Source organism: Nocardioides islandensis, from assembly GCF_015352455.1.
GTDB lineage: Bacteria > Actinomycetota > Actinomycetes > Propionibacteriales > Nocardioidaceae > Nocardioides > Nocardioides islandensis.
Genome location: NZ_JADKPN010000009.1, coordinates 181520 through 206243, shown reverse-complemented (window position 1 = coordinate 206243; position 24724 = coordinate 181520). Strand labels below are relative to the sequence as shown.

Sequence of the window (24724 nt, the reverse complement as noted above, 5' to 3'; positions counted from 1 at the left end):
GTGGTGGTGGGTTCCCGTCCATTCCATCGGCGCCGACGGCGGGGCAGCAGGCACGGAGGTCCCACGCCGATGAGGGCGAAAGTCCCCCTCTACGGCTGAGCCGTCGCAGGGGCCAGGCGCCGTGCGGCGGCGACCCGACGAGCGATGCCCCGCAGCATGCTGTGCGACATCACGTAGTCGGCCGGCAGCAGGAAGGCGTGGGCGCCCACGCTCAGCCACCAGGGCCGCGTGTGGGCCCGCCACCGGAAGAGCAGGCGGGTGCCGTCGGTGACGGGCACCAGGACGAAGGCCCACGTCCAGTCGACTCCGGCGATCCCACGTCGGCGCCAGGACAAGGGGAGGTGGCTGGTGGAGCGCAGCACGAGGTGCCGCTCCGGGTCCTTCTCCACGACCACGAACCCACACAGGGTGTCGAAGGCCCCGTCCGGCACGAAGTCGCCGACCTCGAGGTGCTGGAGCTCGGGCACGACCAGGTCCGCACTGGGGAGGTTGTCCGGGAAGAAGAGGCGGTCCACCCACCGCGCCGTGTACCACCCTGCCCGGTGCCAGCCCACCTGCACCAGCCACGGCCAGACCTCCTCGGGCCGTGCGGCCACCGTGACGGCATGGGTGGCCACGACCTGGGCGTCCTCGACGAGACCGTCGCCCGGAAGCGGGTGGACCCGCTCGTGTCGTGTCGAGCCGTAGGTGCGGCCCAGACGATGGAGCACCAGCCACCCGGCTGCCCCGGCGAGCAGGGCGAGACGCTTCATCGCTTCCCTCCCCGGAGCAGCTCTCGCGTGACGGATGAAGCCGAGGCGCCGACGTCGAGGCGCACCGTCCGGTTGCCGGCCCAGACCATGAGCAGACCGACGGCGACGTACAGCGGGTGGAAGAAGCTGAGCTCGCGGATGAAGGCGAGCTGGACCAGGATCCACACCACCATCGCGGCACCGACCGCGATCCCGAGCAGCCCGGTGTGGCGGCTGCGCTGCAGGGCGAGGACGAGCAGCGCGCCGTTGGGCACGGCGACGAGCAACCCGAGCGCGACACCGCCGAGCACGGCGCTCCCGAAGGGGAGCCGGCCGGTGACGGTGGGCCCGAGATCCAGGATCCCGAGCACCAGCCCCGCGGCGCCGCCGAGTGCGCCCACCGTGTTGAGGGCCGACAGCAGGACCAGCAGCCTCCGTGGCCAGACGGGACGCTTGTGTGCGCGGTCGCGCATCGTGGGCTCCGTCTCAGGCCTCGAGCAGGCGACGGCCGGTCACCAGGGCGGCGGTCAACCGCAGATACAGGCTGCGCTGCCCCTCAGGCCACGGCGTGGGTCGCGCGTCGACCGGTGGCAGCTCGTCGCTCGGGACGACCTCGATCGGTCCGCGCAGGACGACGCTCCAGCCGGAGCGGGTGAAGTAGTCGATGTCGTCCACCTCGAGAGCCGCCTCCGCGCCGGGGAGGTGCCGCGCCAGCTCGGAGTACGCCGACACCCGGAACAGCAGCGACGCGTCCTCGGCCACGAAGGTGACCGGCACGACCATCGGACCGCGGGCGTCGACGTACGCCACCCGGCCCACCTCGCAGGAGCGCAGGAGCTCCCAGCACTCGGCCTCGTCGAGCTCTCGCAGGTGTCCTTGGAACCATCGCTCATCGGCGTTCATGACGTCCTCCTCGCGTGCGTTCATGACTCACTCAGAGTCGTTGTGCGGCGCGTCCCGACACAGGGCCAAAGGTCTCTAGCGGCCGGGGTAGCAAGGCCCGGGATCGACAGCTCAGGCGGGTTGCGCGGCCCGACGAGCGTGACCGGTGTCGTCGACGGGGACGGCGCCCTCGACGGGACTCTCGGGGTTCAACAGCACCGGGCAGGTGCCGTACTGCAGGACGGCGCGAGCCACGGGACCGAGGTGGCTCCCGAGAGGCAGCAGGTGGTGCCGACGGCCGATGACCAAGAGCTCGGAGGACGAGCCGCTGTCGACGAGGGCTCCCGTCGGGATGGCATGGCGGACCCACAACCGCACCGGGACGTCGGGGAAGTCCGCGCTCGCGGCCTCGATAGCGGGCGTGAGCTCGCGGGTCAGCTTCCTCTTGCGCTCGGCCCGGAACGCGCGGTCGGCGACCACGGAGTCATAGCCCTCGTCGAGGTACCAGGCGTGCAGGACGACCACGCCGACGTCTCGCGCGCGGGCCTCGGACAGGGCGCGGCGCACCAGCGGCTCGGCCTCGCCGGCGTCCTGGACACCAACGGTCACCACGGCCTGCGACTCTCCTGGGCGCCAGCCCTCGGGGACCGAGACCACGGGGACGGCGCAGCGACTGGCGACCCCGGCGACGACCGACCCTGTCACCACACGACGCACCGGGCCGATGCGACGGTGCTCCATCACCAGCATCGCGCCGCGGGACGCGCGGTCGACCAGATCGGCGACGAGCCAACCGCCGTCGAGGCGCTCGGCCGTCACCGGGACCTCACCCACCACCAGGTCCCGGGCCTGCGCCAGCGCGTGCGCGAGAGCCTGGTCGGCTGCCTCCCACGCGCCCTGCACGACTCCGGCGTAGGCCTCGACTCCAGAGATCCGCAGGACGTGGACCAGGTGCAGGGGGCGGTGGGTGCGGCACGCCTCCGCCGCAGCGAAGCTCAAGGCTGCCGGGGATCCGTCGAGCGCGACTCCGACGACCACGGCACCGCTCGGGGGACCCTGAGGAAGCGTGGTGTTCATGGCTGCTCCTTCGATCGGGACCCGGTCCGGCGACCGCCAACCCGATGAACCCTCGGCCAGGCCGGGTCCGTGTGCTTCCAACGTGCGACGCGCTCGACTCAGGCGGTACCGGCAGACGACCCGCGGAGGGAGGACGAACGGCCCGCGCGCCGGCCCTTCGACGCCAGCTCGAGCACGACCAGCGGGTCCGCCGATGCGCGTGCCGACGGGAAGCGAGCGGCGTAGGCGTCGAGGGCGGCCGGGCGGTCCGCGTCGCCCGGCCGCAGCAGGATTGCTCGCGCAGGGATCCACTCGGCGGCCAGCAGGACCTCGACCTCGGGGCGGGCCTCGAGGTTGCGCCACCAGGTCTTGCGCTCCGAGTGCCCGGGCAGCACCACGAGACGATCGGACTGCCACCAAGCCGCCTCGACCGGGAAGCGGTAGGCCCGTCCGGTGCGGCGGCCCGTGACGCGCAGCGCGACCAGACCCCCGTCGACTGCCCCGGCCGGCGTGCGAGCCAGGCGGGACGACAGGATCCGGAGAACGAGGCGGTGGTGCCACGCCGGCCCGTCGAGGGTGCCCAGGAACGGGCCGCTGGCCACCCCGAGCACCGACCCGGCGACCGCGCCGGTCACGGTTCCCACCGGGACCACCAGCCACCAGGCCCAGCTCCCAGGCACGACGGACGCGCCCAGGAAGACGACGGGCATGGCGACGGCCCAACCCGCCGCGCTGCCGATGACCCATCTCCACGGGTGCCGCACCCGGTGCCGGAGGGCCCATCCCTGCGCAGCACCCAGGACGGCGCCCATCGTGGCGCCCAGGCCGACCGCTCCCAGGAGCACCAGCCCGAGCGGCGGCTGGGCACCGCCGTCGTCGCCGGCCAGCACCGCAGGAGCGGAGGCCGCCGCCCACCCCAGTCCGGCCACCACGACGGTGGCCACGAGCCAGCGGCGGCGGCCGATCGGGCCGAGGACCCGGGCCAGGGACCGAGCCTGGAGCCAGCCCAGCGCCGTTCCCTCGACCAAGCCGCCCGCGACCACGATGCGAGTCCCCACGCCGCAGCGTGGGCGGCACCGCGGTCTTCCAATGCCATGGCGCAGCGCGCGGCGCCGGAGGCCGCCGTGATGCCGATCGCCTCGGCGGCGGCACAGGCGACGACCCAGGACCGGTTCATGTCACGGGCTCAGGTCAGCAGCACGTCGTCGAGCGGGCGGCGCGGTGTGGGCTCCAGCTGGCTGCGGCTGATGGGTTGCCAGCCGACCCGGATGAGCAGCAGCGGGACGGCGACGTCGCCCAGCACCTGGTGCTGCAGGGCTTCGCGGGTCTCGGACACCTCGATCACCTGGCTCAGCGGGACGACGGAGAGCCCGCCCTTGGCGGCGCTCAGCCACAGGGCGCTGAGGGACTCACCGCCACGGAGCCAGGAGGCGCGCGAGTCGTCCTCGCCGCAGAGCAGGATCAGGCCGTCGCCGCTCTCCACCTCCTGACCGTTGTCGGGGAGGAGTCCCTCGTCGAAGCGGCTGGGAAGCTTGTCCGGGACCACCGGGCGCGCCGGCAGGTGGTCGGAGGGGAGTCCGTCGTAGGCGTTGCGGTCGGTCCAGCGTTGGACCTCCGCGACGATCCTCTCGTCGCGTTGCTGCAACCGGTGCGCCTGGCGCACCATCAGGTCCACCCGGAAGCGGTCAGTGACATCGGTGACCGGGACGGCGGCGCCGCCGTCCTCCTCGACCTCCTGGGCGAGCAGGCGCAGCCGCTCGTTGGGCACAGGCCACGACGTGAAGCGACGGCGGTCCGTGCTGCGCTCCTGGACGGCCCGCAGGTCGGCTGCCGCCGTGCGGGGGAGCGGAGCGGGAGAGAACCTGACCTGCGCCAGCAGGGTGGGATCCTCGGGGTCGGGGAGACGGCTGACCTCCGGCATGAGTCCGGACGCACGGGCCACGACCCGGAGGTGGTGCAGCGCTGCACCGCAGCTGATCACGAGGTTGCGGCCCGTCGGGTCGGCAGCGTCGAGCCGGCGCGACTCGTCGGCGTACAGGTCGATGCCGTCCGGGTGGATCCGCCAGGCCCACGGCTGGGTGTTGTGGACGCTCGGTGCCCGGACGGCCAGGGACACCAGCCGACGGCCCATCTGGACCGGGATGCCGACGTCTGACCGCGTGTGGCCGCTCACGGCTCGCCCCGTCCCGGGTCGCGGCGTACTGGCCGCGGCAACAGCGTCTGCTTGTCCATGGGAAATCCTGGTAGCTCGTCGTTCCTGGTCGTGCTCGGTGTGTCTCAGGGTGCAGCCCGCGGCCGCGCGCCCGTAGGGCCAGAGGTCCCTCGTCGTCAGGGTCGTGGGGCTCAGCCCGTCGAGATGATGTGCACCTGCACGACGCCCGGGACCGTGCCGGCGACGACCCGTGCGAGACCACGGTCGTCGACCCCCCGGGCCGGCGCCACGAGCTCGACGGTGCCGTCGTTGACCTCGACGAGCCAGTCGCGCAGCCCCACGGACACCAGGGCCGCATCGACGTCCCTCTCCAGGTCGTGGTCGGCCCTCGCGAGCATGTGGACCACGTCGCTGCGGCTCACGACGCCGAGCACCTTGCCGTTGGCTGCCACCACGGGAACGCTCTTGACGCCCGTGGACGTCATCAGCTCGACGGCCTCCGCCAGGTCGCTGTCGGGGCCGACCGTCAGGACGTGGGTCGTCATGACGTCGTCGACGTACTGGTGACGCTCGACCAGGACGTTCTCCCGTGGGATCTCGTGCAGGCGAGCATCCATGCTCACGCCGTCTCGGATCAGGTCGGCTTCGCTGACGATGCCGCGTAGCTTGCCGCTGGGGCTCACCACGGGGAGGGACGTGATGCGCTCGCTCGCCAGCACGGCGAGGGCGGACTTCACCGGGGTGCCGAGCTGCACGGTGATCGCTTCGTTGCTCATGACCTCTCGAACCAGCATCGGGGGTCTCCTCTCATCGTCGTTGGCTTCACGCTGCCCGGCTCGACGGGCACCGGGCAGGGGCGAAGGTCCTTTCCCGCGTAGGCCGATCGGCCGGGCTACCCTGACCCTGTGTCAGACGCGAGCACCGAGCCCTCGAGCCCTTCGGGGAACGATCCGATCCGCGTGTTCCTCCTCGACGACCACGAAGTGGTGCGTCGCGGCATCAAGGAGCTGTTGGAGGGAGAGCCCGACATCGTGGTGGTCGGGGAGTCCGGTCTCGCAGCCGAGGCGGCCAGGCGGATCCCCGCGTTGCGCCCCGACGTGGCGATCCTGGACGCCAGGCTGCCCGACGGGTCGGGCATCGACGTGTGTCGCGAGATCCGCTCGCGCGACCCCGAGGTCAAGGCGCTGATCCTGACGTCGTACGACGACGACGAGGCGCTGTTCGCGGCGATCATGGCCGGGGCCGCGGGCTACACGTTGAAGCAGGTCCGCGGCAACGATCTCGTCGACACCGTACGCCGCGTCGCCGCCGGTCAGTCGACACTCGACCCGTCGGTGACCGCAGCCGTCCTCGACCGGGTCCGCAACGGTCCCCCGGTCGACAAGGAGCTCGAGAGGCTCACCGCTCAGGAGCAGCGCATCCTGGACCTGATCGGCCAGGGCATGACGAACCGGCAGATCGGCGAGCAGCTGTACCTCGCCGAGAAGACCGTGAAGAACTACGTCTCCTCGATGCTCGCCAAGCTCGGGCTCACCAGCCGCACCCAGGCGGCGATCTTCGCCACCAAGCACCAGAAGTAGCGCGGCTCAGCGGGAGACCTCCGACACCTCGGCAGCCATCGAGCGGCCCCAGGCGGTCGCGCGCTCGACCTCACCGTCGAGGAGCGGGCCGCGCAGGTCGTCGACGAGGAAGGCCACCGGCCGCTCGACGCCGGTGAACCCGCGCCGCTTGGCCAGACGGGCGGCGCTCGGTCCCGCCGCGGCCGGAAGGCGTCGTACCTTGCTCACACGGGTGTCGTAGACCGCGACGTGCACCGGGTGGTTCCGGTGCGGGTGTGCCGTCTCCAGCCACTCGCGCAGGCCGACCGCCGCCTTGTCGAGATCCGCCCCCTGCCTCACGGCGTCGATCCTGGTCTTGGGCCGGCTCAGCGAGAACGCGTGAGTGGGTGCACCCAGGACGAGCAGGTCGACGGAGCCGGGCAGGTCGGCAGGCGTCCTGGACACCTCGGAGACACGCGTCGGAACGCCGGCAGCCTCCAAGCCGTCGGCGACGGCCCGGGCCACCTGCTCGGTGTTGCCGAACATCGACTCGAACACCACCAGCGCCCGGGGTTCCTGGACAGCTTCTGAGGTGGACATGACCGGTCCCTCCCGTCGGGTACGACGACCGCTCGGTCGCCGGTGCCAGCCTGCTGCGGTCGCACGGCGGCGGTCAGAGGCAGCCGTCACCGCAAGGCGGGACCTTGGACTTCCGCTGCCGGGTCCAGGTGCCCTGCCGGACGTGGACGGGCGCTGGGCACCGTGGCACCAACACGCTGCGCGGACGACACGCGCGAGTCGGCTGACCTGGAGGCTGCGATGACCAACCCCGCGCGACCGGACAAGGCGGCCCAGCCACGCCGCCACCCCGGAGTGGAGAGGTACCTGCAGAACCGGGCGGGCGACTGGCAGGCCAGGCTGGCCGACGCGATCACCGCCTTCGCCGGATCGATGCCGTTCGTCTACGTCCACGTGGTGGGGTTCGTCGGGTGGATGCTCGTCGCGGAGTCGGAGCCCTGGCCCACCCTGACCCTCGTGGTCTCCCTCGAGGCCATCTTCCTGTCGACGTTCGTGATGATCGGCCAGAACCGTCAGGCCGCCGTCCAGCAGGCGAAGGCCGACCACGACTTCGTGGAGCAGGAGCTGGAGCTGAAGGTCAACACGCAGCTCACGCGGGAGATCCACGCGCTCATCGAGCAGACCATGCTTCCGCGTGACGCCGGGCGGCCGGAGCTCGACCAGGCGGACTGACGTCCGCCCACCGCCTCAGTGGGTGCCCCGGCGCTTGAACCAGGTGTCGACGCCGATCACGGCCGCCGGAGAGGCCAGAGCGGCCAGCCAGCCCAGAGTGCTCGGCCACGCGCCCCCGAGCAGGTCGGCCAGCCACGGGACACCGACGAACGTCAGCAGCAGGACCAGCTCGGCGGCGACGGCCGCCAGGACCCAGAGGTTCTCCCGCAGCGGGATCCTCCAGACCGGCCGGCTGGTGCTCCGGCAGGCGAAGGCGTTGGCCATCTGGCCGAACGCGATCGCGGCGAAGGCCGTGCCGGACGCGACGGCGAGCAGGCCGGCGTCCGGGGTCGCCCCCCAGCGCCAGCCGCCGTGCACCAGGACGAGGGCGAAGGCGCTCAGGGACATCGCGGCCTCGGTCGCGCCGAGGACGCCGAACGAGCGGGTGAGCAGGTGCCGGTCGACCAGCACGCGGCGCCGCAGTCCCACCATGATCCCGCCGCGCGGCGGTTCGCGACCCAGGGCCAGGGCGGGCAGCATGTCGGTGCCGATGTCGAGGGCCAGCACCTGGAGCACGCCGATGGCGAGGGGGAACGATCCTCCGGTGAGCGCCCACAGGGCGAACGGGGCCAGCTCCGCGACGTTGTCGGTGAGGTGGTAGGTCAAGAAGCGCTTGACGTTCTGGAACGTCGCCCTGCCCTGCTCGATGGCACGGACGATGGTGGCGAAGTGGTCGTCGAGCAGCACCAGGTCCGAGGACTCCCGGGCCACGTCGCTTCCGCTCGCCCCCATCGCGACCCCGACGTCGGACTCCCGCAACGCGGGTGCGTCGTTCACACCGTCACCGGTCATCGCCACCACGTGTCCGCGGGCGCGCAGCGCTCTCGCGATGCGCAGCTTGCCGGCGGGCGTCACTCGAGCCACGACGGCGCCGTGGTCGTTGTCGAGCAGCTGGGCGAGTGCATCGTCGTCATCCGGGAGTGAGCCACCGTCGAGAACCGCGCCGAGGGGTCCCAGAAGCCCGACCTCCTCGGCGATGGCGCGGGCGGTACGGGGGTGGTCGCCGGTGAGCATGGCCACGCGGATGCCGGCCTTGCGGCACAGGCGCAACGCATCGGAGACATCCGGGCGCGGCGGGTCCTGCAACGCCAGCAGTCCGAGGAACTCCAGGTCGTGCTCCATCTCCTCGCCCGCCGGTCCCGACCACGTCCGCGTGGCGACGGCGAGCACGCGACGACCCGCATCGGTGAGGGCGAGGAGCCGTTCGTGCACCGCCGGAGTCGTGGGAGCGCAGCGGTCGAGGACGGCCTCGGGGGCGCCGAGGACCGAGACGCGGTCGCCGACGAGGGCACTGCTCATCAGCCTCTCGGCGGAGTACGGGATCCGCTCGGGGCGCTGGATGGTCGGCGGGAGGCCCAGCCGGAGTGACAAGCAGTGCACGGCGGCGTCCATCGGGTCACCGTCGACCGTCCAGCCGTCCTGGCGCTGGACGGCCCGTCCGGACACGCACGCCAGGGCGGCGTCCGCCGCGCGCCGTGCCTGGTCCAGGGCGCCCGCGTCCCCGCCGATGGTCCCGACGGGGTCGTACCCGCGTCCGTGCACGGAGACCGTCCCGGCCGGGGTGACCACCTCGACCACGCTCATCCGGTTCTGCGTCAGGGTGCCCGTCTTGTCCGTGCAGATGAACGTCGTGGCGCCCAGGGTCTCCACCGCGTCGAGACGCCGTACGAGGGCGTGCTGCCGGGCCATCAGCTGTGCCCCGTGGGCGAGCGACAGCGTCACGGTCGGCAGCAACCCCTCCGGCACGAGGGCGACCGAGACGCCCACCCCGAACAAGAAGGCCTCCGCGGGTGGCAGGCCGAGGAGCACGGCGGCGAACCCGAGCACGACGCCGGTCAGGGCCGCGAGGACAGCGACCACGCGGACCACGCGGTTGAGCTGGAGGGTCAACGGGCTGGCGTGGCGCTCGGCCTGAGCGGTCATCGTGGCGATCGACGCGATAGTGGTCCGGGAGCCCGTGGCCGTCACGACGGCGCGCGCCTCGCCGGACATGACGAACGTGCCCGCGAGGACGGGCTGGCCGGGTCCTCGGGTGACCGCACCACTCTCGCCGGTGACCATCGACTCGTCGACCCCGAAGCGACGCGCTTCGAGCAGCTGCATGTCGGCCGCGATCCGGGCGCCGGCGGAGAGGAGCACGACGTCGTCGACGACGAGGTCCTCGACAGGTACGTCGGACTCACCGCCGTTGCGGACCACGCGCGCGGTCGCCGGCAGCAAGGCGCGCAGCTTCTGGGTCGACCGGTCGGCGCGGTAGTCCTGGGCGAACGCGAACAAGGCGTTGAGCACGACGATGACGACGATGGCGGCCGAGAGCTCGGGCATCCCGGCCAGCAGAGCGAGGCCGGCCCCCACCCACAGCAACAACGCCAGGAGGTGCGTCAGCTGGCGCGCGAACATGGTCCACGCGCTCTCGCGTGCCGGTTGGGGGAGCGCGTTGGCCCCGTCGCGCTCGAGGCGCAGCAGCACGGCGGTCGTGGTCAGACCCGAGGCCCCGGCCGTCGTTCCCCCGGCCACGGGCGCAGCCGTGGACGCCGACGTGGTTGTCATGACACCACGCTCGCGCGTGCGACGGCCGGGCAGCCAGAGGTCGAAGGTCGGGCGTGACCGGGACCTACGGCTCTGCTGCCGGGGCCACGGTCCGGCACACAGTGGTCCGGCACACCGTGGAGGCCACCCCGGTCGACCGAGCTACTCGTGAGGGGATGGAGACATGGACAGTGACCGTGTCCTGCCAGGTCCGACGTTGACCTTCCTCGGCGCCGCCGGCACCGTCACCGGGAGCCGCTTCCTCGTGGAGGCAGGCGACCGGCGGGTGCTGGTCGACGCCGGCCTCTACCAGGGGCTCTCCTCGTTGCGACGCAGGAACTGGACATCGTTCCCCGTCCCGCCGTCCAGCCTGGACGCCGTGGTGCTCACCCATGCCCATCTCGACCACTGCGGCTACCTGCCCCGGCTCGTCAACGACGGCTTCCGCGGTCGGGTCGTCAGCACCCGGGACACCGCCGACCTGGCCGCGATCGTGCTGCGGGACAGCGCCCACCTCCAGGAGGAGGACGCCCGGTGGGCCAACGAGGGCGGCTGGTCGAAGCACCGGCCGGCGCTGCCGCTGTACGACAGCACCGATGTCGAGGCCACCCTCCGACTCTTCGAACCCGTCGAGTTCGGGGAGCGTGTCGTGCTGGGCGAGGACATGGAGGCGACCTTGCTGCCGGCCGGGCACATCCTCGGCTCGTCCATCGCCGTGGTGGAGTCCGACGGGCACCGGGCGGCGTTCAGCGGCGACCTCGGCCGTCCCGGTCACCCGCTCCTCAGGCCGCCTCCGTCGCCGCCGGCTGTCGGGACGCTCGTCGTCGAGTCCACCTACGGTGACCGGCAGCACCCCGCGCCCGACCCGGACGTGCTGGCGGGCGCCGTACGCCGCACCGTCGCGCGCGGCGGCACGGTCCTGGTGCCGGCGTTCGCCGTCGACAGGACCGAGCTGGTGCTGCTCGAGCTCCAGCGGCTCACCGACGCGGGACAGATCCCGCGTGTCCCGGTCTACGTCGACAGCCCCATGGCGTTGGCCGCGCTCGACGTCTACCGCCGTGCGGCGAGGCGGCCTTCGGCCCAGCTGCGTGGCGGTTCCCCCGACTGCCTGGACGCGATCGACCGGCTCGACCTGCACGCCGTCCACGACGCCGCGCAGTCGCGCGAGCTCAACGACCCCGAGTACCCCTGCATCATCGTGTCGGCCTCGGGCATGGCCACCGGTGGCCGCATCGTGCACCACCTGGCGCACCAGGTCTCGGACCCCCGCAACTGCATCGTGCTCACGGGCTACCAGGCGGAGGGCACTCGAGGACGCCAGCTCCTGGAGGGAGAGCGGCACCTGAAGATGTACGGCCACTACGTGCCGGTGCACGCAGAAGTCGTCCAGGTGCCGGACTTCTCGGTCCACGCGGACGCCGACGAGCTGGTCACGTGGGTCGGCTCGGCGGAGAAGCCCCCGCACAGCGTCTACGTGGTGCACGGCGAGCCCACCGCCAGCGCGGCGCTCGCGCGTCGTCTCGAGGCCGAGCTCGGCCTCTGCGCGATCGTGCCACGCGACGGGGAGCGCGTCCTTCTCGACTGACGTCGGGGACGAGGGCGGTCACCTCTCGACGAGGTCGTCCGCCTCCGGCACCACGGCGACGGTCCCCGCGGCACGTTCGAGGACGGCTGCGGCCATCGAGGCGTGGAGGAGGCGCGCGACGGCCCGCTTGTGCCGCCTCCCGACGACCAGGAGGTCGGCCGACGCAGCGGAGTCGACCAGCACCCGGTCGACGAGCCCGCGTGCCAGCTGGAGGTCGACCTCGACGTCGGGGTACGACTCGCGGAAGCCCGCGACGGACTCGGCCAGCACCACCTTCATGTCGACCGGGCCTTCATCCGGTCCCACGGGCGCGTTCGCGGGGGTGACCTCCCAGAAGCAGTGCATGACGGTGAGGGGGACCGCGCGGCGTGAGGCTTGCCTGAACGCGAAGTCGATCACCGGCCACGAGGCCGCGGACCCGTCCGCGCCCACGACGATCCGGGCGATGGTGGGTTCGGTGCCGGGCGGGCGGCAGACGACGGTGGGGCACTCCGCGAGCTGGGCCACTGCCACGCTCACCGAACCGAGCAGCAGGCCACGCAGGGAGCCGCGCCCTCGGGCACCGACGACGAGCAGGTGGGCGGTCGTGGAGGCCTTGACGAGCGCGTGGCGCGGATCGGTGTCGACCAGCTGGTGGTGCATCTCGAGGCCGGGCCCGATCTCGCGGACCTTGTCGACGGCGTCGTCCAGCGTGCGCCGGGCGTCACGCCGCAGGGTGCGGAGCAGCTCGAGACGGTTGTCACCCTCGAGCTCCAGGGCACCTACGAGGGTGCGCCCGACGGGGTCGAACGCGTGCAGCAGGGTCAGCGGGCGGTGCTCGAGCTCCGCCTGTCGAGCCGCCCACGCGAGGGCGCGGTCGGCGTGCTCGGATCCATCGACGCCGACGACGATGTGGCCGCGGTGGCTCCCCGTGTCGTCCGTCCGCACCTCGGGTTCGTTCATGTCATCCACCTTCGCCCCCGTCGCGGCGACGCAGAACAGCCGAGGGTCCTGGCCACGGGGGGACCAATGACCCTGCTGGAGGTGACCCGAGTCGCCGAGGATCCTGTCATGTCCACTTCGCCACCCGCGCTGGCAGGCGACGCACCGCGGGCGCTCCCGCTCCCTGGCCCCGCCGACGTCGTGCTCGCCGACGGACGGCTCGGTGTCATCCGGCGACTGGCTCCTGCCGACGGCCCCGCCCTGCACGCGCTGCACGACGAGGCCTCCGACGACGCGCTGCGGATGCGCTTCTTCAACGTGTCGCGAGCGGCTGCCCACGCCTACGTGGACCACGTGCTGACCCACCCCGACACCATCGCACTGGTCGCCGAGACCGACGGGCGGCTCGCTGGGCTCGCGACGGCCGAGCCCGTCGGCCCGGACACGGCGGAGATCGCGATGCTGATCTCGGACGGCCACCAGGGTCAGGGTCTCGGCACCCTGCTCCTCGAGCACCTCTTCGCTCTGGTCCGCGACCAGGGGATGCGCCACGTCGAGGCGGAGGTGCTGGTCGAGAACCACCCGATGCTGGAGGTCCTGGCGAACGCCGGCTTCGAGCTCGAGAAGCACCCTGATCGTGGCGTCGTGCTGGTGAACCTGCACACGACGAGCACCCCCGAGGTCCAGGAGGCGGCCGACCGTCGCGAGTTCCAGTCCGAGGCGCGGTCCCTCGCTCCTCTCCTGGCCCCGCAGTCCGTGGCGATCGCCGGGGCGCGCGGTGACGGAAGTGGTGTCGGTGCAGCCGTGCTCCGGTCCGTCGCCGCGAACCGGTACGCCGGCCGGGTGGTCGCCGTGCACCCACGACGCAAGCAGGTGGCCGGTGTGCCGGCGTACCCGTCGTTCAGCGCGGTGCCGGACCCGGTGGACCTCGCCGTCATCGCCGTACCGGCGGAGACGACCGCTTCCGCGCTCGAGGACGCGGCGGCCGCGGGCGTGCGTGCGGCGGTCGTGATCAGCTCGGGCTTCGGGGAGATGGGCGCCCGGGGGAGGACGCTCCAGCGCGAGCTGTCGGTGATCGCCAGGACGCACGGCATCAGGCTGGTCGGGCCCAACTGCCTCGGTGTGCTGGCCAACGACCCCGCGATCCGGCTGAACGCCACGTTCAACGCCCAGCAGCCGCCACCGCCCGGTGGCCTGGCCATCGCCAGCCAGTCGGGCGGGGTGGGCATCGTCCTCCTCGACCTGGCTCGCGAGATCGGCCTCGGGGTCCGCAGCTTCGTGTCCCTCGGCAACACCGCCGACGTCTCCAGCAACGACCTGCTGGCCGCGTGGTACGACGATCCCGGCGTCACCGCGGCGGCGTTGTACCTCGAGTCGTTCGGCAACGCCCGCAAGTTCGCCCGGTTCGCCCGCCGGTTCTCCGAGCGCAAGCCCGTGCTCGCCGTCGTCGGTGGGCGTTCGGCGTCCGGGCGGCGCGGCGGGGTGTCCCACACCGCGGCGGCCGCCTCGTCGGACGTCGCGGTCCGGGCGCTCTTCGCGCAGTCCGGCGTCATCGGGTGCGACGACGCCGACGACCTGGCCGAGACGGCACTCCTGCTCACCGAGCAGCCCCTCCCGGCAGGACCACGCCTCGGGGTGCTCAGCAACGCCGGCGGGATGGGCATCCTCGTGGCGGACGCCGCGGAGAGCTTCGGCCTCACGGTGCCCGAGTTCACCGGCTCGCTGCGCGGACGGCTGGCCGACCTGGTGCACGGCACGTCGGGAACGACGAACCCGGTCGACGCGGGGGCCGCGGTGACACCGGACCAGCTCGGAGCAGCACTCGAGGCCGTGCTCTCGTCGGGAGAGGTGGACGCCGTCGTCGCCGTCGTGGTCGCCACCGGCGTCACCGACGGTGGTGCGCTGGTACGCCGGCTGGCGGAGGTCCGCTCAGGACACCCGGGCACCCCTGTCGTGCTCGTGCCGCTCGGTGGCCTGGACGTCGGGTCGCCCGCCGGCCTGACGTCGTTCCGCTCCACCACCGCAGCGGTCCGCGCGCTGGGCCGGGCGGTGGGCTACGCGACGTGGCGGTCGGTCCCGCCTTCCACCCCACCGAGCACGGACACTGCTCAGGCACTGGAGGCAAGGCAGTGGTGCCGGACGGTGCTCGCGGATGCACCCGCGGACGGGCGCTGGCTGGCCGCGTCGCAGGCTCGTCAGCTTCTCGATCGCTACGGCCTGCACCTGCTGGGGAAGGTGACCACCAGCGCGGACGCCGCCGTCGAGGAGGCAGCGCGCATCGGCTTCCCGGTGGCGGTCAAGGTGGCCGACGCGGGCGGGACGCACAAGAGCGAACGCCGTCTGGTTCGCACGGGCCTGGCCTCGACGACCGCGGTGCGGCTGGCGGTGGCGGCCTTCGAGGACAGCCTGGATCGCGCCGACCCCCTGGAGATCCTCGTGCAGCCCATGGTGTCAGGGCGCGAGGTCGCCCTGGGTGTGGTCCGGGACCCCACCATGGGACCGCTCGTCATGGTGGCCGCTGGCGGCGTCACGACGGACGTGCTGGACGACCGCGTCTTCCTGCTCCCGCCCGTGTCGCTGGCAGACGCCCGACGCGCCCTCAGGGGGTTGCGCATGTGGCCGTTGCTCGAGGGCTTCCGGGGCGCGCGGGCCGTCGACGTGGGCGAGCTCGAGAGGCTCGTGGTCGATCTCGGGCGGATGGCGGTCGACGTCCCGGAGATCGCGGAGCTCGACCTGAACCCGGTGATGGTGGACACCTATCACTGCTGCCTGGTGGATGCGCGCCTGCGCCTGGCGACCACCGATGACCCCGGTCCGGGAGCACCCCGCCAGCTGCGCCGGGTCGAGTAGCCCGACGAGCGCGGGGACGAAGGTCCCGGTTCGTCCCGGGCGTCGGGCCCTGCCGCGCCGGGGAGTGTCACCCCACGCTTGAAGCGATCCCGTCACCTCCCAGGAAATGAGAGCGCCATGTCCAGCATCTCCGCGGCCCCCGTCGTTCTCGCCACCGATGGCACCCCGTCCACCGAGGGCGCGCTCGGGTTCGCGGTCGCCGAGGCGGTCCAGCGTGGAGCCGCCCTGATGATCGTCCACGTCAACGTCGTCAACGGCCCCCCTCCCATGCTCGGCGCGATCCCCGCCGTGGGCCCGGTCCCCACGCTGCGACCGCCTGCGCCGACCGAGTCGCTGGTGCACGCGCGCCACGTGCTCGAACGGACCGAGCGCAAGGCCCGAGCCCTCGCTCCCGACCTGAGCATCTCGACCCTGCTCCTGAACGGCGGTCGCGTCCACGCGATCACCGATGTCTCGTCCGACGCACAGCTGGTCGTCATGGGTCGCGAGACCAGGCACGGACTGCAACGGGTGCTCACCGGTGCCACGACGGCAGGGGTCGCCTCGCAGGCACGATGCCCGGTCGTGGCCGTGCCCGCCGACTGGCAGCCGCGTCCCAGCACCGGCGCACCGACCGTCGTCGTCGGGATCCGCAGAGAGGCGGATGCCTGGCCGCTGATGACGGCGGCCTACTCGTGGGCCTCTGCGAGGGGCGCGTCCATCAGCGTCGTGCATGCGTGGGAGCTGCCCGACCCCGTCATCGACGAGATGGAGGCCCGGTCGCGCGGCGACGAGTGGCAGGCCGTCGGTGACCGGATGCTCGACGACGCACTGGCCGACTGGCAGGACCAGCACGCCGACGTCCCGGTCGTGCGGCAGGTGGTCCACGGCCATCCGGCGAGCGTCCTGGTGGCGGCGGCGCGGACTGCCGACCTGCTGGTCGTGCGCCGAGCCCACGAGCACCGTCCGATCGACCACCTCGGTGCGACGGTCCGGGCGCTCCTGCTGGCGTCTCCGACACCGGTCGAGGTCGTCCCCGCCCTCCACGTCGCCGAGCCGGTCCAGCAGCTCGTCCTCGAGCAGTCGGGTGCGATCCAGAAGTGAGGTGGACCCAGGGACCAAGGTCCCGGATGCGCACGGACGCAGTGCTCTGCCCACCCCGCGCCGGAGGCCGCACGCTGGAGACGATCAGCAGCCCGGCTCACGAAAGCAGACGGCCATGAGCAGCACGCCCTCCTCCGCCACCGCACCGGTCATCCTGGCCACCGACGGCACCCCGGCGAGCGACGGCGCCCTGCGGTACGCCGTGGAGCGGGCGCGCATGCGCGGCGCGGACCTGCGGATCCTCCACGTCATGGCCGTGCCGGCACCCGTGCCCCCGCTCCGACCCGTCGTCCCGGCCGATCTCGAGCCCTATGCGCGAGCCGTGGTCGGCCGCGCCGCCGAGCAGGCACGCGACCTGGCGCCGGGACTGACGATCTCCACCATGCTCGCCCAAGGCGCACGCGTGCGGGCCATCGTGGACGCGTCGGCCGACGCCCAGCTGGTCGTGGTCGGCCGTGAGACCAGCCACGGCCTGGAGCGGCTCCTCACCGGTGCCACGACGGCCGGGGTCGCGTCGAACGCGCGGTGCCCCGTGGTCGTGGTCCCGGCCGACTGGCGCCCGCGGGACGGGACCGGTGGCAGCGGCGGCACCGTCGTGGTCGGCATCCGCAGGCCGGACGATGCCTCGCACGTCATGGCGGCGGCGTACCAGGAGGCCGTGCCACTCGGCGCCGCCATCACGGTGGTCCACGCCTGGGAGCTCATGGACCCCTACCTGGACCGCATCGAGGCTCGGACGCACGACGAGGAGTGGCGGGCCATGGGGGAGCAGCTCGTCGAGGAGGCTCTGGGCCACTGGCGTGACCAGTACCCCCACGTGACCGTCGAGACCCGGGTCGAGCACGGACATCCGGCCAGCGTGCTCGTGGCCGCGGCCAAGGGAGCAGACCTCGTGGTCGTCCGCCGGGCCCACGAGCACCGTCCCTTCGACCACCTCGGCGCGACGGTCCGCGCGGTGCTGCTCTCCAGTCCGGCGCCGGTGGAGGTCGTGCCTGCGCGGATCGGCGGTGGCGCGGCATGATCGCCCAGCAGATCGCCCAGCAGATCACCCAGCAGCACGGTCCCATCCGCGTCTTCCTCCTCGACGACCACGAGATCGTCCGCCGGGGCATCAAGGAGCTCCTCGAGAGCGAGGGGGACATCGAGGTGGTCGGGGAGTCGGGCCTCGCCCAGGAGGCGGCGCGACGGATCCCGGCGCTGAAGCCCGACGTCGCGATCCTCGACGCCAGGCTGCCCGACGGCTCGGGCATCGACGTGTGCCGCGAGGTGCGATCCGTCGACCCGTCCATCTCCGCCCTGATCCTGACGTCGTACGACGACGACGACGCGCTCTTCGCCGCGATCATGGCCGGCGCCGCCGGCTACATCCTCAAGCAGGTCGGGGGCCACGACTTCATCGAGACGGTGCGCCGCGTGGCGGCCGGGCAGTCCACCCTGGACCCCTCGGTCACGGCCCGCGTGCTCGACCGCCTGCGCAACGGCCCGCGCGTCGACCCGGAGCTCGAAGCGCTCAGCGCGCAGGAGCAGCGCATCCTCGACCTCGTCGGTCAGGGCCTGACCAACCGGGAGATCGCCGAGCGGATGTTCCTCGCCGAGAAGACCGTCAAGAACTACGTGTCCTCGATGTTGGCCAAGCTGGGGCTGAGCAGCAGGACGCAAGCGGCGATCTTCGCGACCAAGCACCCCCACGCCTGACGACGTCAGCCGTTCTCGACCGTCGCGGAGGCCCAGCCCTGGTAGCGTTTTGCTCTCTCGGAACGCGACCCGTCGGGGGAGGGCGATGAACGACAGGGTGGTCGACGAGGAGGGCGGCGCCGCCTCGGACCCGGGGCTGCGCGACGTCGACTTCGACAACCTCCTCCGGGAGGTGCTCAACCGGGTCCACAGCGCGCTCGACGAGCAGGAGCGGCTGCGGCTGCTGCTCGACGCCGTGGTGACCATGGGGGCCGACCTGTCGCTCGACGGGGTGCTGTCGCGGATCGTCACCGTCGCCAGCAGCCTCGTGGACGCGCAGTACGCCGCGCTCGGCGTCCTCGACGTCGGGCAAGGTCGCCGGCTCCGCACGTTCGTCCACCACGGGATGACGCCGGTGCAGGTCTCGGAGATCGGTGATCTCCCCACAGGCCACGGGCTCCTGGGCCTGCTCATCGACGACCCGCGGCCCATCCGGCTGCACGAGATCGCGGCGCACCCCGCGTCCTACGGGTTCCCGCCCAACCACCCGCCCATGACGTCGTTCCTCGGCGTTCCCGTCCGCATCCGCGATCGCGTCTTCGGCAACCTCTACCTCACCGAGAAGCAGGGGCCGGGGGACTTCACCACCGAGGACGAGGCCGTCGTCGTCGCCCTGGCGGCAGCAGCCGGTGTCGCGATCGAGAACGCCCGCCTCTACGAGGAGGCCGAGCAGCGCCAGCAGTGGCTGTCGGCGACCGCCCAGATCACCTCGCTGCTCGCGGACGTCACCGCCGAGGACGACGCCCTCGAGCCCCTCCAGGCGGTCGCCGACCAGGCCCGCAAGGTGGCCCGCGCCGACGCCTCGTGGCTGGTCGCCGGAGCCGATGCGGACAACCTGATGATCGTGGCCGTCTCGGGCCTCCAGGTCGACCCCGCTGCGATGAGGTCCCTGTCTCTCGAGCACTCGTTGGCCAACATGGTCGTGCGCACCGGCGAAGCGATGTCGGTGCGCGACCTCGCGGCGGACCCTCGGGCCCTGGATCCCGCTGCGGCCGTCGGCGGGCAGCGGCTGGGACCGGCGATCGTGGTCCCGCTGAGCACCCGGACCGGGATCGAGGGAGCGCTCGCACTCGCCTGGTTCCCCGAGAACGCCTACCGCTTCGAGGCCGTCGACCCGGCCATGCCGGCGAGCTTCGCCGAGCACGCGGCACTGGCCATCCAGGTGGCCCGGGCGCGCGGCGACCAGCAGCGCCTGGCGGTGTTCGAGGACCGCGACCGCATCGGCCGGGACCTGCACGACCTCGTCATCCAGCGTCTTTTCGCCGTCGGGCTCAGCCTCCAGGGCGCCGTGCGCCGGTCGGCAGACCCCGAGCTCGCGGGCAAGCTCAGCCAGGCAGTCGACGACCTGGACGACACGATCAAGGACATCCGCCGGACCATCTTCGCCCTCGGGTCGTTGGGAGAGTCCGACGACATCCAGGCCGAGGTGACCCGTCTCGTCGACCGCGCGGCGGCCACCATGAAGTTCCGGCCCACCCTCCAGTTCGAGGGTCCGGTGCGCACCCTGGTGGCTCCCGAGGTCGCCCCCGACCTCTTGGCGGTGCTGGGAGAGGCGTTGACGAACGCCAGTCGGCACGCGGAGGCGACCCGGGTCGAGGTGTCGTTGACGGTGGGCGACGAGATCAACCTGACGGTGGTCGACGACGGCCGTGGGATCTCCGACCACGTCATCGAGAGCGGACTCGGCAACATGCGCGAGCGAGCCCACAAGCACGGCGGCAAGCTCGCCGTGCACACCGCGCCGGGTCAGGGCACCACGGTCACCTGGATCGTCCCCACCTGACCCTGCTCACGGACCTGAGTCGATGGCGATGTGCTCCGCGGGCAGGGACCTTGTCCACTGTCCTGACCGGGCCCTGGTCCCGAGGATGGTCATGTGAGCATGGTCCGCATGCGTGATCGCCTCCGGGCCGTCGTGCGCTCGAAGACGGTGCTGGTCTCCGGCGTCGTCGTGAGCGTCGCCGTGCCACTGGTCACGCTGCCGAGGCTCCCCGCGGTGACGTGGTGGCCACTGGTGCTGGGCCTGGTGCCGTGGGTGGTCGGCAAGTACGTGCTCTGCCCGTTGAGGTGGCGCGCGCTGACCGACGCTTCGCTCGGTCGAGGCTGGCACCTCCGGGCGTACGCCGAGTCCGAGCTGATCGGCCTGCTCACCCCCGGCCATGTCGGCGCCGACGTGTGGCGCGTCGCGCGCCTGCACGGCACCGGCATGGGGCACGCCGACGCGGTGCTGAGCGTCGGGGCCGATCGCTTCGTGGGCGCCGTCGGCCTGATCGCCTTCGTCGCGTTCGCCGGGACGAGCCTGCCGACACGCATGCTTTTGGTCGCGGTCGCCGTCGGCGCCGCCGCGGTCCTGACGGTGTTCGTCGTACGGCGCCTGCGGCCGAGCCTGCTGCCGAGCCGACCACTGCCCAGGCCACGACAGCTCGCGCACGGCCTGGTGCTGTCCCTCGGCTACCAGCTCTCCATCGCGGGTCTGCTGCTCGGCGCCGTGGCGGCCACCGGCCACAGCATCTCTCCCATGGCCGCGTTGGGTGCCTTCGGGGCCAGCCAGCTGGCCGGCGCCGTCCCCGGTCCCAACGGAGCCAGCCCTCGCGACGCCGCGCTCGTGGTGGCCCTCGCCGCCCTCGGGGTGCCCTGGGCGGCCGCGGCCGCCGCCGTGGCGCTCAAGGCGTCGCTCGCGTGGCTGCCGGCACTGACCCTCGGTGGTGTCAGCCTGCTCCTCTTCCGCAGGGCTGTCCGACACTCCGACCACCCGGGGGGCGCCGTCGCCGCGTCCTGATCGCTCCGGGACGAGGACGGCGCCGACGCGGCCCGATCGTCCCGGAACTTCGGGACTTCCGGCCGCGGTCACACGCGCGCCCCGGCGGCACGATCGGGAGAAGGAGGACGCGCGTCCGGGAGACGACATGACAGCGACCACGCAGGAGAGCACGCAGCAGACCGCCCCCCCGACTCGTTCGCGACTGCGCTGGGTCCTGGGTCAGGTGCTCGTGGTGGCGGTCGGCATCGTCGTCTACTTCCGGATCCGCGGCATCACCGACGCCTCGGTGGACGTCGCCCAGTCCCACGCGCACGACATCGTCAGCTTCGAGCGCTGGCTCGGCCTCGACCTCGAGGGTGCGATCCAGGCGCCAGTCGCGTCGTCGGAGGCGCTCGCCACCGCAGCGAACTGGGTCTATGTCTGGGGACACTGGCCGGTCATCCTGGCGACCATGGTCTGGCTGGTGTGGCAGCACCGCGACGGCTTCCGGCGACTCCGCGACGGCATGCTGGTGTCCGGGTTCCTGGGGATGGCGGTGTTCGTCTCCTACCCGGTGGCGCCGCCGCGACTGGTCGACCTCGGCCTCGTCGACACCGTCACCGAGAGCTCCGAGGCGTACCGCTACCTCCAGCCGCCGGCCTTCGTGAACCAGTACGCCGCCATGCCGAGCCTGCACGCCGGGTGGGACCTCCTCGTCGGCCTGGCGATCTTCAGCGCCGCGGCCACGGTCGGGCTGCGGGTCGTCGGTGTGCTGATGCCCGTCCTCATGGTCTGGGCGGTCGTGGCGACGGCCAACCACTACGTCATCGACGTCGTCGCGGGGATAGCCCTGGCGCTCCTGGGGCATGCCGTCGCCCTGCACCTCGAGCGGCAGCGCAAGAAGTCCCGGACGGGCGCCGGCGTCACATGAACGTGCTGGCCATCGCCCACCGGGCCGGGAACTCGCTCGCGGGGCTCGCGACGGCGAACGACATCGGCGTCGACGTCATCGAGTGCGACGTCCACAGGTTCCGGGGCCGACTGGAGGTGCGACACCTGAAGTCCGCCGGTCCGCTGCCCTTCCTGTGGGACCGCTGGGAGCTGGTGCCCGCGTCGGCGCCGCGTCTCGGCCTGGCCGAGCTGCTGGCCGCCGACCGGCACGGGACCGCGTTCATGCTCGACCTCAAGGGTCGTCGTCCGGCCACCGGCCGTGCGGTCGCGGGGCTGCTGCACGAGATCGGGCACGCGCGCCCGCTGCTGGCCTGTGGCCGGTGGTGGCCGGCGGTCGACGCACTGGCCGCGGACCTCGACTTCGTGCGCCCCGTCCTGTCCGCACGTCACCGATGGGAGCTGCGCCGGCTCATGCGACGCCTCGCCCGTGGTCCTGCCCCGTTCGGCGTCTCCGTCCACGCGTCGCTCCTCGACGCCGTGGTGGTGGAGCAGCTGCACCAGCACGTCGAGCGGGTGCTGACCTGGCCGGTCAACGACCGGCACGCGCTCGAGACGGTGCTGGCGTACGGGGTCAGCGGCGTCATCAGCGACGACGCCGGCATCCTGGCCGAGGTCGTCGCCCGCCGGGACCGCAGCTCACCGCGCGAGGCTCGTTGACCCACGCGTGGTGGTGGCCGTCCCGGGGCGGCGCTCGGGGCCGAAGGTCCCGGAGCGTGGTGGCCTAGGCCCCGTGCCGGTCGGGGCGCCGACGATCAAGGTGGTCTCATGGACGTTGCCATCGAGACGCATGGTCTGACCAAGCGTTTCGGTCGTCGTCGCGCGCTCGACGGGATCGACCTGACGATCCCACCCGGTCAGGTCTTCGGGTACCTGGGGCCCAATGGTGCCGGGAAGACCACCACCATCAGGCTGCTCGCCGGGCTGCTGCGTCCGACGGCCGGCACCGCGACCGTGCTGGGCCTGGACGTGGTCCGCGAGCGTGACCGCATGCAGGCCCGGCTGGGCTACCTGCCGGGGTCGTTCGTCGGGTACGCCGACCTGAACGGGGAGCAGTACCTGCGCTACCTGGCCAACCTGCGCGGCGGCGTGGACTGGAACGTCGTGACGTCCATGGCCAAGCGCCTGGACCTCGACCTCGGACGCCGACTGGGCGTGCTGTCCCACGGCAACAGGCAGAAGGTCGGGATCGTCCAGGCGCTGATGCACCGGCCCGAGCTCGTCATCCTCGACGAGCCGACCACCGGCCTGGATCCGATCATCCAGCAGGAGTTCCTGGGGCTGGTCCGCGACGTCCGGGACGCAGGCGGGACGGTGTTCCTGTCGTCGCACATCATGTCGGAGGTCGAAGCCGTGGCCGACCACGTCGGGATCATCCGGGACGGGAGCCTGGTGCTCGTCGACTCGGTCGAGATGCTCAAGCGCCGGGCGCTGCGTCGGATGGACCTGACCTTCGCCGGAGAACCGCCGCAGAGCCTGTCCGCCATTGCCGGGGTCCGTGAGCTGACGGTCTCGGGGTCGACGGCCCACCTCGCGGTCGAGGGTTCGACGGCGGAGCTCCTGGCTGCGGCGGCCCCCCATCGGATCGAGCAGATCGTCACCCACGAGCCGGACCTGGAGGAGATCTTCCTCAGCTACTACGACGGGCGGGGCTGATCCCATGGTGGCCAACGTCTTCACCAAGACCCTGCGGGACCAACGCCGTTCGTTGATCGGATGGAGCATCGGGATCACGACGCTGGTGCTCGTCGAAGGTGCTCTCTGGCCCTCGATACGCGACATGCCGAACCTGGACGAGTTCCTCTCGAGCTACCCGGACGCGTTCAAGAAGGCTTTCAACGTGGGCGCGATGACCACCGGCACGGGCTTCCTCAACGCCGAGCTCTACACGCTGGTGCTGCCGATCCTGTTCCTCGTGTTCGGGATCTCCCGCGGTGCCAGGCTGGTGGCCGGTGAGGAGGAGTCGGGCACGCTCGAGGTGGTGCTGGTGACACCGGTGTCCACGACGAGACTCCTCCTGGGCAAGGCAGCGGGACTCCTCCTGGGTCTGTGCGTGCTGGGTGGGGTCACGGGCCTGAGCACCTGGCTGGCGTCCGCGTCGTTCTCGATGGGGATCGAGCCCTGGAGCATCGCCGTCGGGTCAGTGTCGATGGTCCTGCTCGGTCTGGAGTACGGCTTCCTGGCCCTGGCCGTCGGTGCCGTCACCGGACGGCGGTCGATCGCGATCGCGGTCCCCTCGGTCGCCGCCGTCGGCGCCTACGTGCTGTACGTCGCGGGACTCATGGTCGACAGCGTCAGCGGATGGTTGCCGTGGTCGCCGTTCCACCAGGCTCTCGCGGAAGGACCCCTCGCGAGCGGTCTGCCGAGCAGGTTCTCGTTGCTGGTGCTGGGCGCGCTGGTCGTCATCGCCGTCGCGGCACCCGTGTTCGCCCGACGGGACATCCGCGTCGGCTGACCAGGGGCTCGGACGTGAGCGACGTCGACCGACGAGGGCCGCGGCAGGAGACCAAGGTCCCGGCCCGGACGTGCCCGTCGGCCCTTCACTCCTTCGTGTGCCGGGGGTTGGCTGGTCCTGAGGCGACGAGGAATCCGCCTTCGTTGGGACTGGCAGCACGCGCCAGGCACGCCCTGGCACCGGCCATGACCGCCACGCCGTGTCAAACGGCTTCGGATCCTCGTCGCCTC

The 24724-nt window shown here is 72.3% G+C and carries 23 protein-coding genes; 13 read left to right on the top strand and 10 right to left on the bottom strand.

Going from position 1 to position 24724, the window contains the following annotated elements; genetic code table 11:
- Positions 1-89: 89 nt before the first annotated feature.
- From ISU07_RS15520 to ISU07_RS15490, 7 genes are all read right to left on the bottom strand, one after another.
- On the bottom strand, positions 90-752 hold the full coding sequence (locus tag ISU07_RS15520; protein WP_194707724.1) for an SRPBCC family protein: 663 nt from the start codon (positions 750-752) through the stop codon (positions 90-92).
- On the bottom strand, positions 749-1204 hold the full coding sequence (locus ISU07_RS15515; RefSeq protein WP_194707723.1) for a hypothetical protein: 456 nt from the start codon (positions 1202-1204) through the stop codon (positions 749-751). The genes ISU07_RS15520 and ISU07_RS15515 overlap by 4 nt, the downstream gene beginning before the upstream one ends.
- Positions 1205-1217: 13 nt before the next feature.
- Positions 1218-1634 carry a pyridoxamine 5'-phosphate oxidase family protein gene (locus ISU07_RS15510; RefSeq protein ID WP_194707722.1) on the bottom strand — a complete coding sequence of 139 codons (417 nt, stop codon included), beginning with the start codon at positions 1632-1634 and terminating at the stop codon, positions 1218-1220.
- A gap of 111 nt (positions 1635-1745) precedes the next feature.
- A complete protein-coding gene (locus tag ISU07_RS15505; protein ID WP_194707721.1) occupies positions 1746-2690 on the bottom strand; it encodes a universal stress protein in 945 nt (314 codons plus the stop codon).
- 98 nt (positions 2691-2788) lie between these two features.
- The gene (locus tag ISU07_RS24860; protein ID WP_194707720.1) at positions 2789-3727 is read right to left on the bottom strand and encodes a nitroreductase/quinone reductase family protein; all 939 of its coding nucleotides are present in this window, start codon (positions 3725-3727) and stop codon (positions 2789-2791) included.
- 128 nt (positions 3728-3855) lie between these two features.
- The gene (locus ISU07_RS15495) at positions 3856-4842 is read right to left on the bottom strand and encodes an Acg family FMN-binding oxidoreductase (RefSeq protein WP_194707719.1); all 987 of its coding nucleotides are present in this window, start codon (positions 4840-4842) and stop codon (positions 3856-3858) included.
- Between the two features lie 170 nt (positions 4843-5012).
- Positions 5013-5615 carry a CBS domain-containing protein gene (locus ISU07_RS15490; RefSeq protein WP_194707718.1) on the bottom strand — a complete coding sequence of 201 codons (603 nt, stop codon included), beginning with the start codon at positions 5613-5615 and terminating at the stop codon, positions 5013-5015.
- Positions 5616-5774: 159 nt separating this feature from the next.
- Here ISU07_RS15490 and ISU07_RS15485 point away from each other — a divergent pair, with 159 nt between their 5' ends.
- Positions 5775-6401 carry a response regulator gene (locus ISU07_RS15485; protein WP_194707745.1) on the top strand — a complete coding sequence of 209 codons (627 nt, stop codon included), beginning with the start codon at positions 5775-5777 and terminating at the stop codon, positions 6399-6401.
- Positions 6402-6407: 6 nt separating this feature from the next.
- Here the strand turns inward: ISU07_RS15485 and ISU07_RS15480 are convergent, their stop codons facing one another.
- On the bottom strand, positions 6408-6959 hold the full coding sequence (locus ISU07_RS15480; RefSeq protein WP_194707717.1) for a flavodoxin family protein: 552 nt from the start codon (positions 6957-6959) through the stop codon (positions 6408-6410).
- 219 nt (positions 6960-7178) lie between these two features.
- Between ISU07_RS15480 and ISU07_RS15475 the strand changes: the two genes are divergently transcribed.
- Positions 7179-7610, top strand: coding sequence for a DUF1003 domain-containing protein (locus tag ISU07_RS15475; protein WP_194707716.1), 432 nt, complete (start codon positions 7179-7181; stop codon positions 7608-7610).
- A 15-nt stretch (positions 7611-7625) separates the two neighbouring features.
- On the opposite strand, the gene ISU07_RS15470 is transcribed toward ISU07_RS15475, so the two are convergent.
- The gene (locus ISU07_RS15470; protein WP_194707715.1) at positions 7626-10199 is read right to left on the bottom strand and encodes a cation-translocating P-type ATPase; all 2574 of its coding nucleotides are present in this window, start codon (positions 10197-10199) and stop codon (positions 7626-7628) included.
- A 163-nt stretch (positions 10200-10362) separates the two neighbouring features.
- Here ISU07_RS15470 and ISU07_RS15465 point away from each other — a divergent pair, with 163 nt between their 5' ends.
- Positions 10363-11763, top strand: a complete 1401-nt coding sequence (locus tag ISU07_RS15465) for an MBL fold metallo-hydrolase RNA specificity domain-containing protein (RefSeq protein WP_194707714.1) — start codon at positions 10363-10365, stop codon at positions 11761-11763.
- 18 nt (positions 11764-11781) lie between these two features.
- On the opposite strand, the gene ISU07_RS15460 is transcribed toward ISU07_RS15465, so the two are convergent.
- Positions 11782-12705: a universal stress protein gene (locus ISU07_RS15460; RefSeq protein WP_194707713.1), complete on the bottom strand. Its 924-nt coding sequence runs from the start codon at positions 12703-12705 to the stop codon at positions 11782-11784.
- Between the two features lie 108 nt (positions 12706-12813).
- Here ISU07_RS15460 and ISU07_RS15455 point away from each other — a divergent pair, with 108 nt between their 5' ends.
- From ISU07_RS15455 to ISU07_RS15410, 10 genes are all read left to right on the top strand, one after another.
- The gene (locus tag ISU07_RS15455; protein WP_194707712.1) at positions 12814-15534 is read left to right on the top strand and encodes a bifunctional acetate--CoA ligase family protein/GNAT family N-acetyltransferase; all 2721 of its coding nucleotides are present in this window, start codon (positions 12814-12816) and stop codon (positions 15532-15534) included.
- 117 nt (positions 15535-15651) lie between these two features.
- On the top strand, positions 15652-16617 hold the full coding sequence (locus ISU07_RS15450) for a universal stress protein (protein WP_194707711.1): 966 nt from the start codon (positions 15652-15654) through the stop codon (positions 16615-16617).
- A gap of 115 nt (positions 16618-16732) precedes the next feature.
- Positions 16733-17638 (top strand): universal stress protein, encoded by a 906-nt coding sequence (locus tag ISU07_RS15445; RefSeq protein WP_194707710.1) that lies wholly within the window; start codon positions 16733-16735, stop codon positions 17636-17638.
- Positions 17635-18312: a response regulator gene (locus ISU07_RS15440; RefSeq protein ID WP_194707709.1), complete on the top strand. Its 678-nt coding sequence runs from the start codon at positions 17635-17637 to the stop codon at positions 18310-18312. The genes ISU07_RS15445 and ISU07_RS15440 overlap by 4 nt, the downstream gene beginning before the upstream one ends.
- Before the next feature lie 85 nt (positions 18313-18397).
- Positions 18398-20134 (top strand): sensor histidine kinase, encoded by a 1737-nt coding sequence (locus ISU07_RS15435; protein ID WP_194707708.1) that lies wholly within the window; start codon positions 18398-18400, stop codon positions 20132-20134.
- A gap of 108 nt (positions 20135-20242) precedes the next feature.
- Positions 20243-21130 (top strand): lysylphosphatidylglycerol synthase domain-containing protein, encoded by an 888-nt coding sequence (locus tag ISU07_RS15430; RefSeq protein WP_194707707.1) that lies wholly within the window; start codon positions 20243-20245, stop codon positions 21128-21130.
- Between the two features lie 127 nt (positions 21131-21257).
- Positions 21258-22022 carry a phosphatase PAP2 family protein gene (locus tag ISU07_RS15425; protein WP_194707706.1) on the top strand — a complete coding sequence of 255 codons (765 nt, stop codon included), beginning with the start codon at positions 21258-21260 and terminating at the stop codon, positions 22020-22022.
- On the top strand, positions 22019-22699 hold the full coding sequence (locus ISU07_RS15420; protein ID WP_194707705.1) for a glycerophosphodiester phosphodiesterase: 681 nt from the start codon (positions 22019-22021) through the stop codon (positions 22697-22699). The genes ISU07_RS15425 and ISU07_RS15420 overlap by 4 nt, the downstream gene beginning before the upstream one ends.
- A gap of 108 nt (positions 22700-22807) precedes the next feature.
- Complete coding sequence (locus ISU07_RS15415) at positions 22808-23695, top strand: ABC transporter ATP-binding protein (RefSeq protein ID WP_194707704.1); 888 nt, start codon at positions 22808-22810, stop codon at positions 23693-23695.
- A gap of 4 nt (positions 23696-23699) precedes the next feature.
- Entirely contained in the window at positions 23700-24494 is a 795-nt protein-coding gene (locus tag ISU07_RS15410; protein WP_194707703.1) for an ABC transporter permease subunit, read from the top strand.
- The last annotated feature ends 230 nt before the right edge of the window (positions 24495-24724 follow it).